This is a genomic window from Rhodococcus sp. SBT000017 (assembly GCF_003688915.1).
Taxonomy (GTDB): domain Bacteria; phylum Actinomycetota; class Actinomycetes; order Mycobacteriales; family Mycobacteriaceae; genus Rhodococcoides.
The window spans coordinates 3853194-3864990 of sequence record NZ_REFU01000001.1 but is presented as its reverse complement, the minus strand read 5'-3'; the positions used below and the strand labels follow the sequence as shown (position 1 = coordinate 3864990).

The following is an 11797-nucleotide window of genomic DNA, read 5'->3' as shown; positions in this document are numbered from 1 at the left end:
CGACGAGTAGGTGTGTCGCACACCGGTCGCTGGGTAATCGGGCTCGCCACCTGTGTCGGTGGCCCACCGTTGCGGGTCAGCGCCGGATTTCGACCGGCTTCCCCCATTGCGACTGGCTTGCTTGTGTTCGCCTCGCAGTATGCATCACCGTGTCGAACCCGTGTGAGCGCGCCTCCCGTGTCGGTCAGGGCAGTACGGACTCTTTCGCCGCGTAGACGGCCTCGGTGGCGTCTTTCTGCGGTCGCCACCACTGTTCGTTGTCGCGATACCAGCCGATGGTGGCTTTCAGGCCGGCGCGGAAGTCGACATAGGTTGGCGTCCAACCCAATTCGGTACGCAGCTTGGTCGAGTCGATGGCATAGCGCAGGTCGTGGCCGGGGCGGTCGGTGACGAAATCGAAGGCGTCGGGCGCGTTGCCGGTTTCCTCAAGGATCGCTTCGAGGACGGTGCGGTTGTTCGCCTCGCCGTCTGCTCCGATGAGGTAGGTCTCGCCGATGCGTCCGCCGTCGATGATGGCCCAGACGGCGCTGTTGTGATCGTCGACGTGGATCCAGTCGCGCACGTTCTGACCTGCCCCGTAGAGCTTGGGGCGGGAGCCGCTGAGGATGTTGGTGATCTGGCGTGGGATGAACTTTTCCACGTGCTGGTACGGGCCGTAGTTGTTCGAGCAGTTGGAGATGGTGGACCGGACGCCGAACGAGCGGGTCCAGGCGCGCACCAGCAGATCACTCGAGGCCTTGGTCGACGAGTACGGGCTCGACGGGTTGTACGGGGTCGATTCGGTGAACCGCGCCGGGTCGTCGAGTTCGAGATCGCCGTAGACCTCGTCGGTGGAGATGTGGTGGTAGCGGACGTCGTGTTCGCGGACCGCGTTGAGCAGGGTGGTGGTGCCGATGACGTTGGTGTGTACGAACGGCCACGGGTCGGTCAACGAGTTGTCGTTGTGGGATTCGGCGGCGAAGTGCACGACCAGATCCGTTTCGCGAACGAGGCGGTCGACGAGGTCGGCGTCGGCGATGTCTCCGTGGACGAAGTCGATGCGATCGGCCACCGGGTCGAGGGAGGCCTTGTTGCCTGCGTAGGTGAGCTTGTCGAGCACGGTGACCTGGGAGTCGGGGCGCTGCGCGAGGGTCTGATGTACGAAGTTCGCGCCGATGAACCCGGCCCCACCCGTGACGAGAATTCTCATGAACAGGCACTTTACCGGCGGAGGCTCGTGCGGGCTGTTCATGTCTTGGTCCACAGGCCACTCCGGTGAGGGTGCCGCTGCACGGAATGCTCCACTCGACGCCCCGGCGGGGAGGTTCCCGGCGATGAGACATTCGAGTGGAGTGAAAGTTGCCCTTTCGAATCCCGTACGCGTTGGAACAGCACAACCGAGCGGGTGATCGGAGGGTCTGGAAGACTTCGCGGTCATGCGGGGAATCATTCTGGCGGGCGGCACGGGCTCGCGTCTTCATCCGATCACGATGGGCGTCAGCAAGCAGCTGGTCCCGGTCTACGACAAACCGATGATCTACTACCCGCTCTCGACACTGATCCTGGCCGGGATCCGCGAGATCCTCATCATCACCACACCCCAGGACGCCGACCAATTCACCCGCCTGCTCGGCGACGGCTCCCAATTCGGCATCGAACTGACCTACAAAGTCCAACACGAGCCGAACGGCCTCGCCCAAGCATTCGTGTTGGGTGCCGAACACATCGGCACCGACTCCGCGGCATTGGTGTTGGGCGACAACATCTTCTACGGACCCGGCCTGGGCACCCAACTGTCCCGCTTCGACACCATCGACGGCGGAGCCGTATTCGCGTACGAGGTCTCCGACCCCACCGCCTACGGCGTCATCGAATTCGATGCGAACCGAAAAGCCATCTCCCTCGAAGAAAAACCCGCCGCCCCGAAATCGAACTACGCCGTCCCGGGCCTGTACTTCTACGACAACGACGTCATCGCCATCGCCCGCGACCTCGAGCCGTCCGCCCGCGGGGAGTACGAGATCACCGACGTCAACCGCCACTACCTCGACGCCGGCCGCCTCCAGGTCGAAGTCCTGCCGCGCGGTACTGCCTGGCTCGACACCGGCACCTTCGACTCCCTCCTCGACGCCTCGAACTACGTCCGCACGATCGAGCAACGCCAAGGATTGAAGATCGGGTCCCCCGAAGAGGTGGCGTGGCGACGCGGATTCATCACCGACGACGAACTCCGCGCCCGGGCGGAGACACTCGTCAAGTCCGGGTACGGCACCTACCTGCTCGATCTGATCGACCGAGGGAACCGATGACCTTTCGTGAGCTGAGCATCGCCGGTGCCTACGAGTACACCCCACGTCAGTTCGGTGACGATCGCGGTGTGTTCTTCGAATGGTTCAAAGCCAGCCTCTTCGAGGAGACGACCGGGCGGTCGCTGGACCTGTTGCAGGCGAACTGCTCGGTCTCCGCCGCCGGGGTCCTGCGCGGGATTCACTTCACCACCAACCCGCCCGGGCAGGCGAAATACGTCACCTGCGCCCGCGGAGCGTTCCTCGATGTCATCGTCGATCTGCGGGTCGGGTCACCGACGTTCGGGCAGTGGGATTCGGTTCTGATCGACGACATCGACCGCAAAGCGGTCTTCTTGTCCGAAGGACTCGGCCACGCGATCCTCTCCCTCGAGGACAACTCGACCGTGATGTACCTGTGCAGCCTCGAGTACACCCCGGCCCTGGACCGCGACATCAACCCCCTCGACCCGGCCCTGGGCATCGACTGGCCCACCACCGCCCGCGACGGCTCACCGTTGACCTACGAACTCTCCGACAAAGACAAAGCCGCCCCCACCCTCGCCGAAGCCCTCGAACGAGGAGACCTGCCGGACTTGTCGTGAGCGGGGGACGAGGCGGCCACCCCAGATCGGGCAAACGCGCTCGCATTCGTCAGGCGCGCGCAGAATCGCCCCTGACCGCTGACGAGAATGCGCGCGTTCAGCAAGTGCGCGCGCGTTTGCGAAACCCTGGGGCGAACCCGCGCTTGCGAACCCGGGGGCGAACCCGGGGGCGAACCCGGAGGCTCAGCGGATCTTGAAGATCACGAATCGCTGAACGAGGAAGTTGATGACCGTCGCCGTGCCCTGTGCGATGACGAAGGCCACGTTGGCGTACCAGAAGCCGTCGGGAAGAGCCTGGTAGAGCCAGGTGTAGATGCCGACCTGGACGGCGAAGGTGACGCCGTACAGCGCGACGACGGCGAAGAACCTGGCCCGTGACGGAGCCGCGTTGAAGGTCCAGCGGCGGTTGATCAGATAGGCCGTCGTCGTTCCGAGTACGAAGCCGATCGCCTTGGCCAGCGTCACACCGACGCCGAACACGAAATGCAGGATCAGGTTGACGCCCTGGTCGACGATCGCCGACAGCACACCCGTCGCCAGGAACCGCAGCACCTGCGTCTTGAGATCGAGGGCTGCGTCGGCGATGTTCTCGGTCAGCGGCAGCTCGACGGGCAGCGGGACGTGATGCTGCAACTCTTCGTCCTGGGGCGACCAGTCGTCGTCCGTCGAGCCTTCTTCTGCGGAGCGGTCGGGGGTGGACACGAGGACTGACACTAGCCGCTGCTGCGGTGCGGGTACCCTCTTGAGCGATGTCCACGACAGCCGACGACGCACTCTTCCCCCTGGAACCACAGGCCGGGAACACTGCGCCGCTACCCACGCAGACCCGCACAATCTCCGGATTCGGCCGCACCGCGCGCTCGACCGGGGAGGTGCTCGCCACCTCCGACCCCGAGCTCATCGCGAACGCGGTCAAGCAGGTCGCCGAGCAGAACGACTCCAAGCCGTCCTACCTGCGACGCGGTGTCATCCCTCGCGGCCTCGGCCGCTCCTACGGTGACAACGCGCAGAACTCCGGCGGCCTCGTCATCGACATGACGGCACTGAACCGCATCTACAGCATCGACACGTCGACGCGCATCGTCGATCTCGACGGTGGCGTCAGCCTCGACCAGCTGATGCGGGCGGCGTTGCCGTTCGGACTGTGGGTACCGGTGCTGCCGGGTACGCGCCAGGTCACGATCGGTGGTGCCATCGGCTGCGACATCCACGGCAAGAACCATCACAGCGCGGGTAGCTTCGGCAACCACGTCCGCTCGATGGAGCTGCTCACTGCAGACGGTCAGATCCGCCACCTGACGCCGTCGGGCAAGAACGCCAAACTCTTCTGGGCGACGGTCGGAGGCAACGGCCTGACCGGCATCATCCTGCGCGCGACGATCGAGATGACGCCGACGGAAACGGCCTACTTCATCAATGACGGCATCCGCACCGAGAGCCTCAACGAGACCGTCGCCGCTCACCAGGACGGAACCGAGGACAACTACACGTACTCGAGCGCGTGGTTCGACGTCATGAGCGGCCCGCCCAAGCTCGGCCGCGCGACGATCACTCGCGGCTCGCTGGCAAAGTTCGACGAACTTCCCGCGAAGCTGCAGAAGGATCCGCTCAAGTTCGACGCACCTCAGCTGTTGACGGTGCCGGACGTCTTTCCGATCAGCGGCTTGAACAAGCTGTCGATGAGCATGATCGGCGAGGCCTACTATCGAATGGGCGGTAACTACACCGGCAAGGTGCAGAACCTCACGCAGTTCTACCACCCACTCGACCTCGTCGGTGAGTGGAACAGGGGCTACGGCCCCAAGGGATTTCTGCAGTATCAGTTCCTCGTTCCGACCGAGGCGCTCGAAGAGTTCAAGGACATCATCCGGTTCATCCAGCGTTCGGGCCAGTACTCGGCACTGAACGTCTTCAAGCTGTTCGGGCCGGGAAACAAAGCGCCGCTGAGCTTTCCGATGGCCGGTTGGAACGTAGCGATGGACTTCCCGATCAAGGCAGGTCTCAACGAGATGGTCCGCGAGCTCGACAAGCGCGTCCTCGAGTTCGGTGGTCGTCTCTACACCGCGAAGGACTCGCGCACCGACGCCGAGACCTTCCACTCGATGTACCCGCGGATCGACGAATGGATCAAGGTTCGCCGATCCGTTGACCCCACAGGCGTTTTCGCCTCCGATATGGCAAGAAGGTTGGAACTGCTGTGACGATAGATGCCGTCGGTAACCCCCAGACGATTCTGGTTCTGGGTGGCACCAGCGAGATCGGTCTCGCGATCACCGAGGAGTACCTGTCGAAGTCACCGGCACGTGTCATCCTCGCCGCGCTGCCGAACGATCCGCTTCGCGAGAGCGCCGTCGCACAGCTGACGGCCAAGGGCGCGAAGGCCGTCGACGTCATCGACTTCGATGCACTCGACACCGCCTCGCACCCGAAGGTCATCGACGCCGCCTGGGCCAAGGGTGACGTCGACGTCGCCATCGTCGCCTTCGCCGTCGACTTCGATGCCGAGCAGCTCTGGCAGGACCAGCGCAAGGCCGTCCTCGCCGCGAACATCAACTACACCGCCTCCGTCTCGGTCGGCGTGTTGCTGGGCGAGAAGATGAAGGCGCAGGCCTACGGCCGCATCATCGTCATGTCCTCGGTGGCAGGCGAGCGGGTTCGCCGCTCCAACTTCGTCTACGGCTCCACCAAGGCAGGACTCGACGGGTTCTACCTCGGACTCGGAGAAGCGTTGCGCGAGTTCGGACCTCGGGTCACCGTGGTTCGCCCGGGTATGGTGCGCACCAAGTTCAGCGCGCACGTCAAGGAAGCCCCGATGACGGTCGACAAGGAGGTCATCGCGAAGCTCGCGGTGAACGCGTCGCGCAAGGGCACTCCGCTCATCTGGACTCCCGCGCCCTGGCGTCTGGTGATGATGGTGCTGCGGCACGTACCGCGGCCGATCTTCCGCAAGCTGCCCATCTGATTTCGATGACAATCGGGGTTGCACCGGCTCGGAGAACCGCCTCTGCCGTCGGCGAGATCGCTGCCGGTGTTCTTGTCGCCGTCGTGGTGGCGGCGGTCGGGTTGTACGCTTTCTCACTGGTTCAGTGGCCTGCGTTCAACTCGTCCAACGTCACTCGCGCCATCACGACGCTCGGCCAGGTGGTTGCGGCAGCACTGTTCGCCACGTCGATCTACCTGTACCGGATTCACAAGTGGCCGTGGATCGCTCGGCTCGCGGCGTGGATCGGGCTGAGCGGATTCGTCACCGTCACCCTCGGGATGCCGCTGGCTGCAACCAAGCTCTACTTGTTCGGCATCTCCGTCGACCAGGAGTTTCGCACCGAATACCTGACGCGGCTGACCGATTCGGCGTCGTTGCGCGACATGACGTACGCCGACATTCCGCCGTTCTACCCCGCAGGCTGGTTCTGGCTCGGCGGACGCGTGGGCAACATCCTGGGCATGGACGGCTGGGAAGTGTTCAAGCCCTACGCAATCGGGCTGCTAGCCGTTACCGCCGTCGTGTCATTCGTGCTGTGGAAGGCCCTCATCCGAGCCGACTGGGCCGTCGCCGTCAGCGCCGTCACCACCGCACTCGTCGTCGCCCACGCCTCCCCCGAGGCATACAGCGCCGTGATCGTGATGCTCTTCGCTCCGGCACTGGTCCTCGCGTGGGGAGCGCTGCACCGCACTGCATCGGGCGGGTGGGGAGCGGTGGTCGGCACCGGACTCTTCCTCGGCCTGGCTGCGACGTTCTACACCCTGTATCTCGGTCTGGCGGCGTTCACCGTCGTACTCATGGCGTTGTTCGCCGCCGTCCTCGCCTATCGCGAGCGGAGGTCCTGGAAAGTACTGGTTCCCATCGCGATCAAGGTCGCCGCAATCGCTGCGATTTCGGGCCTCATCGCCGCGACCGTGTGGCTGCCGTATCTGATCGACTTCCTGCGCGGCGCACCGTCCACATCGGGCACGGCACTGCACTACCTGCCCGAAGCCGGTGCGACGCTTCCCTTCCCGATGTTCGAGTTCTCCCTGATGGGCGTGCTGTGCCTCATCGGCACAGTGTGGGTGGCGGTGCGGTTCTCGTCCTCACGCCGAGCGCAGGCACTCGGCGTCGGCGTCGTATCGATCTACCTGTGGACTCTGCTGTCCATGGCCGCGACGGCGGCGGGCACCACCCTGCTCTCGTTCCGTCTCGAAGCGGTGCTGATCGTATTGCTGGGCAGCGCGGGCGTTTTCGGCTTCCTCGAAGGCAGTCACGCGATCTATCAGGCAATCAACGAGCCACCGAAGTTCCGCATCGCCGCTGTCGTCGTAGCGGCCATCGGTGCCATGACCTACGCGCAGAACATCCCCCAGGTACTGCAGACCGAGATCACCGTCGCGTACTCCGACACCGACGGTGACGGCACCCGCGCCGACATGCGTCCGCCGAGCGCGGTCTCGTACTACCGCGAGGTCGACGCCGCCTTGACCGAGCAGACCCAGCGTCCGCGGGACGAGACCGTCGTACTGACCGCAGACACGTCTTTCCTCAGCTACTACCCGTACTTCGGCTTCCAGGGATTGACCTCGCACTACGCCAACCCACTGGCGCAGTTCGATCAGCGGGCCGAGGCCATCGAGCAGTGGACCGAACTCGAGACGCCCGATCAGTTGGTGGACGCGCTGGAGACCAGCCAGTGGCGCGCGCCGGATGCGTTCCTGTTCCGCCGCGGCGCGGACGGCTACACGTTGAGACTGGCCGAGGACGTCTACCCGAACGACCCGAACGTGCGCCGCTACACCGTCACCTTCCCCGATTCACTGTTCGAGGACCCACGCTTCACCGTGACCGATATCGGCCCCTTCGCTCTGGTGGTGCGCACGAGTTGAACGCGACCGCATTACCTCGGCGATGCGGTGTGAGATCGAAATTCCCTCGGTGAGCGTCCGGTCCATCGCGTGAAGGCGTGCGAGAAACTGGCGACGTCGCTGTAGCCGAGTTCGGCAGCGATCTCCCCTACCGTCACCGAACTGTCGAGCAGACGCACGGTCGCGCGCTCCTGAAGGAACGCCTGGCGCAGCGCACGGAACGTGGTTCCCTCGTTGCCGAGTTTCCGTTTGAGGGTACTGGTCGAGGTGGCCATTCTCCGCGCACAGTGCGCACAGTTCGTGCAGTCGCGGTCGGCGTCGAACAGCGCGCGCACGGTGTCCGTGTACGACTTCGTACGACGGCCGTCGACAGCCTTCTTCAGTTCCGCGATCCCGAGTTGATACGACAACGAATCGGAGAACCGGCACGCCTCGGCGAGGATGGCCGCAGGCACGAAGACGAACGGTGACGGCGCATCGAACACGATGCTCCGGATCTCGTCGTCGTCGAGCGTATCCCGCTCCGGGGCCGGGATATCGAGGTGAAGTTCGACCGCGTGCGCGGAGCCGGCGAGCATGCCGATCAAACGAAGAAGGCACGAACCGGCGTACGCGACAGCGATGCTGTCGAGTCCGTCGTCCCCCGTGCGCCCGGCGAGTCCGATGGTCAACCCTCGATCGGTGTGGTGGATGTGCACGGCGAGAGCCGTCGAGATCAGAGGGAGGAACTCGAGCAACTCGACCATCTCTGCCACCGATCCGGCACTGATCAGCGGAAGACTGAGTCGGCCGAACGACGTGGGCTGCACATATCGCGCGAACGTCGCGCCGAGCCGGAACCCCTGTTGGCGGTCGAGGTCCGGGTACACCTCCCGAAACCACCGCAGCGGCACCTGGCCGTCGCGGGTGACCAGCTCCGTCATGCTGACGCCGTCACGCACCAGGATGCGTCGGAACGCCGCCTCGGCCCGCTCGCCCAGCGCGCCGCTGCCGAGCAGCTGTGCGAAGGCAAGCGGGGGCACTCCGGACTCCACGACTCCCACGTGAGCCAAATTAACAACAAAACGACGCGTTCGAGCCTGGTTCGGGAACCCCGTCGCAGAGAGACTTGGAACACAGTTACTCAGCGAGGAGAACACCATGGCCGACGTCACCTTTGTCACGCACGACGGCGAGAAGCACGAGGCGCCGCTGACCGAGGGCACATCCCTCATGCAGATTGCCGTCGACAACGCAATCCCGGGTATCGACGGGGACTGTGGCGGCGAAGCAGCCTGCGGAACCTGTCACGTCGTTGTCGACAGCGCATGGAGCGACGTCGTCGGCACCAACGACGAGGTCGAGGAAGACATGCTCGCCATGAACCCCGAGCGTGAACCGACATCTCGGTTGTCGTGCCAGATGACCGCGCGCGAATCCTGGGACGGCTTGACCGTTCGCGTTCCCGAATTCCAGATCTGACCTGCGGCCCGGAGGAGAGAAAAATGAGTATCACCGACACCGTCGCGACCACCGCGAGATCCGTCATCCCGATGGAACTGCAGATCCGCGGCGCGCACCTCTACGACAAGACGCGCCGGATCGTGACCCGCACCGACGGCCAGGTCATGTTCACCGAGACCCCCATACCGCCCGTCGACGAGGTCGATCTCGCCGATATCGACCTGAGTAACCCGTTTCTGTACCGCCAGGGGCTCTGGAAGTCGTACTTCGAGCGCGTCCGCAACGAAGCGCCGGTGCACTTCCAGCCGAACAGCCCGTTCGGGCCGTTCTGGTCGGTCACCCGACATGCCGACATCATCGCCGTCGACAAGAACCACAAGGTGTTCTCGGCGGAGCCGTTCATCATCATCGGCAAGCCTCCGCGCTTCATGGATATCGCCATGTTCATCGCGATGGACCCCCCGCGTCACGACTCTCAGCGCGCCGCGGTCCAAGGGGTGGTGGCCCCGAAAAACCTCCGCGAGATGGAGGACCTGATCCGGTCCCGGGTTCAGGAAGTCCTCGACAACCTTCCCGTGAACCAGTCGTTCGATTGGGTTCGCACGGTGTCCGTCGAACTCACGGCACGGATGCTGGCGACGTTGCTCGATTTCCCGTACGAGCAGCGACACAAGCTCGTCGAGTGGTCGGACCTGGCGACGGCAATGGAACAGACGAACGGTGGCCCCTCGGACAACGACGAGGTGTTCGGTGCCATGGTCGACGCAGCCAAGGGGCTGAGCGCTCTCTGGCACGACAAGGCCGCTCGGAAAGCAGCAGGAGAAGAGCCCGGCTTCGACCTGATCTCGTTGCTGCAAGCCAACGACGACACGAAGGACCTCATCGACCGGCCGCTGGAGTTCCTGGGAAATCTCACCCTGCTCATCGTCGGCGGCAACGACACCACACGTAACTCGATGAGCGGTGGAGTGTTGGCGCTCAACGAGTTTCCCGATCAGTTCGACAAGCTCAAGGCGAATCCCGATCTCGTGCCCGGCATGGTGTCGGAGATCATCCGCTGGCAGACCCCGCTGGCCTACATGCGCAGGATCGCGAAGGAAGACACCATCCTGAACGGCCAGTTCATCCGCAAGGGCGACAAAGTGGTCATGTGGTACGCATCCGGCAACCGCGACGAGCGCGTGTTCGATCGGCCGGACGACTTCGTCATCGACCGCAAGAACGCCCGCAACCACATCGCGTTCGGGTTCGGCGTGCACCGGTGCATGGGCAACAGGCTCGCCGAGATGCAACTCCGAATCCTCTGGGAAGAACTCCTGGTTCGCTTCGAGAACATCGAGGTGGTCGGTGAACCCGAATACGTTCAATCGAACTTCGTGCGGGGTATCGCAAAGATGATGGTCACGCTTACCCCGAAAGTGCAGGCGCAGTGACGACTGATCGTGCGGTGATCATCGGCGCCAGCCACGCCGGCGCTCAGCTCGCCGCACATCTGCGGCGCGAGAAGTGGGCGGGGGATGTCGTTCTCATCGGTGACGAGGGGACATTGCCCTACCAACGTCCCCCGTTGTCGAAGGCCTATCTGGCCGGCACCTCCACATTGGAGGCTCTGGCAATCCGCGGTGCGGACTTTTACGACAAGCAGAACATCGAGCTGGTCGATGGTTCGGTGAGCAGCATCGATCGTGAGGCTCGCACGGTCACGTTCGATACCGGAGTCACGCAGTCGTACAGCAAGCTCGCCCTGTGCACCGGTGCGCGAACTCGCCGATTGGCAACTCCCGGAGCAGATTTGGCGGGCATCCACTACCTGCGCACCGCCGCCGACTCCGCATCGCTACGCTCGGCCGCGACGCCGGGCACACGGGTAGTCGTCGTCGGCGGCGGTTACATCGGATTGGAAACGGCAGCGTCCCTCCGGGCATCGGGTCTCGATGTCACCGTCGTCGAGGCCGCGGAGCGTGTTCTGGAACGCGTCACCGCACCGGTGGTCTCAGAGTTCTTCACCCGAATCCACCGCGAGGCGGGCGTAGAGATTCGAACGCAGGCCCTCGTGGAGGAGTTCCGCGGAGACAGCCACGTGCGCGAGGTCGTGCTGGCCGGCGGAGACACCCTACCGGCAGATCTGGTCGTCATCGGCGTGGGCATCGTGCCCAACACCGAGCTCGCCGAATCGGCAGGAATCACCGTCGAGAACGGAATCGTCATCGACGATCGGGCACGCACCAACGATCCCGACATCGTCGCCGCCGGTGACTGCGCCTTCTTCGAGGTTCCACGCTACTCCCGACGCGTTCGCCTCGAATGCGTCTCCGCTGCAATCGAACACGCGAAGGTGGCGGCGTCGACCATGACCGGAGGGTCCGCCACCATCACCGCGCTTCCGTGGTTCTGGTCCGACCAGTACGACCTCAAGCTTCAGATCGCCGGCCTCAACACCGGATACGACGAGGTCGTCATCAACGGCGACCCGGAGCGCGATCGCGACTTCACCTGCTACTACCTCCGCAGCGGCCAACTCATCGCCGCAGACTGCATCAACCGTCCGCGCGATTTCATGAACAGCAAGAAGAAGATCGCCGAGCATTCCACAGTCGAACTCGCCGAATTGGTCAGATAGGAACTCGACGACCGCCGCCACCACCTCGC

General features: G+C 64.2%; 11 protein-coding genes and 1 riboswitch. Of the genes, 8 read left to right on the top strand and 3 right to left on the bottom strand.

All coding sequences use genetic code 11. The annotated features are described in order from the left end of the window. Window positions 1-10: 10 nt before the first annotated feature. A riboswitch (cobalamin riboswitch) is annotated at window positions 11-161 on the bottom strand. Window positions 162-184: 23 nt separating this feature from the next. Then, window positions 185-1189, bottom strand: a complete 1005-nt coding sequence (gene rfbB, locus AYK61_RS18115) for a dTDP-glucose 4,6-dehydratase (RefSeq protein ID WP_121871835.1) — start codon at window positions 1187-1189, stop codon at window positions 185-187. A 226-nt stretch (window positions 1190-1415) separates the two neighbouring features. Between rfbB and rfbA the strand changes: the two genes are divergently transcribed. Then, window positions 1416-2288, top strand: coding sequence for a glucose-1-phosphate thymidylyltransferase RfbA (gene rfbA / locus AYK61_RS18110; protein WP_121871834.1), 873 nt, complete (start codon window positions 1416-1418; stop codon window positions 2286-2288). Then, on the top strand, window positions 2285-2869 hold the full coding sequence (locus AYK61_RS18105) for a dTDP-4-dehydrorhamnose 3,5-epimerase family protein (RefSeq protein WP_121871833.1): 585 nt from the start codon (window positions 2285-2287) through the stop codon (window positions 2867-2869). The genes rfbA and AYK61_RS18105 overlap by 4 nt, the downstream gene beginning before the upstream one ends. Before the next feature lie 183 nt (window positions 2870-3052). Here the strand turns inward: AYK61_RS18105 and AYK61_RS18100 are convergent, their stop codons facing one another. Next, a complete protein-coding gene (locus AYK61_RS18100) occupies window positions 3053-3571 on the bottom strand; it encodes a GtrA family protein (RefSeq protein ID WP_121872870.1) in 519 nt (172 codons plus the stop codon). Between the two features lie 47 nt (window positions 3572-3618). Here AYK61_RS18100 and AYK61_RS18095 point away from each other — a divergent pair, with 47 nt between their 5' ends. Genes AYK61_RS18095 through AYK61_RS18085 form a run of 3 tightly spaced genes read left to right on the top strand, consistent with a single transcriptional unit; the run spans window position 3619 to window position 7726 of the window. Beyond that, on the top strand, window positions 3619-5070 hold the full coding sequence (locus tag AYK61_RS18095; RefSeq protein ID WP_121871832.1) for an FAD-binding oxidoreductase: 1452 nt from the start codon (window positions 3619-3621) through the stop codon (window positions 5068-5070). Further along, window positions 5067-5831, top strand: a complete 765-nt coding sequence (locus AYK61_RS18090) for a decaprenylphospho-beta-D-erythro-pentofuranosid-2-ulose 2-reductase (protein WP_121871831.1) — start codon at window positions 5067-5069, stop codon at window positions 5829-5831. Before AYK61_RS18095 ends, AYK61_RS18090 begins: the two co-directional genes overlap by 4 nt. 5 nt (window positions 5832-5836) lie before the next feature. Then, window positions 5837-7726, top strand: a complete 1890-nt coding sequence (locus AYK61_RS18085; RefSeq protein ID WP_121871830.1) for a galactan 5-O-arabinofuranosyltransferase — start codon at window positions 5837-5839, stop codon at window positions 7724-7726. An 11-nt stretch (window positions 7727-7737) separates the two neighbouring features. Here the strand turns inward: AYK61_RS18085 and AYK61_RS18080 are convergent, their stop codons facing one another. After that, window positions 7738-8748, bottom strand: a complete 1011-nt coding sequence (locus AYK61_RS18080) for an AraC family transcriptional regulator (RefSeq protein WP_183130343.1) — start codon at window positions 8746-8748, stop codon at window positions 7738-7740. A gap of 97 nt (window positions 8749-8845) precedes the next feature. Between AYK61_RS18080 and AYK61_RS18075 the strand changes: the two genes are divergently transcribed. The 3 genes from AYK61_RS18075 to AYK61_RS18065 are packed head-to-tail and all read left to right on the top strand — an operon-like array spanning window position 8846 to window position 11768. Next, complete coding sequence (locus tag AYK61_RS18075; RefSeq protein WP_121871829.1) at window positions 8846-9166, top strand: 2Fe-2S iron-sulfur cluster-binding protein; 321 nt, start codon at window positions 8846-8848, stop codon at window positions 9164-9166. A gap of 23 nt (window positions 9167-9189) precedes the next feature. Further along, window positions 9190-10581: a cytochrome P450 gene (locus AYK61_RS18070; protein ID WP_121871828.1), complete on the top strand. Its 1392-nt coding sequence runs from the start codon at window positions 9190-9192 to the stop codon at window positions 10579-10581. Continuing rightward, a complete protein-coding gene (locus AYK61_RS18065) occupies window positions 10578-11768 on the top strand; it encodes an NAD(P)/FAD-dependent oxidoreductase (protein ID WP_121871827.1) in 1191 nt (396 codons plus the stop codon). Before AYK61_RS18070 ends, AYK61_RS18065 begins: the two co-directional genes overlap by 4 nt. Window positions 11769-11797 lie beyond the last annotated feature (29 nt).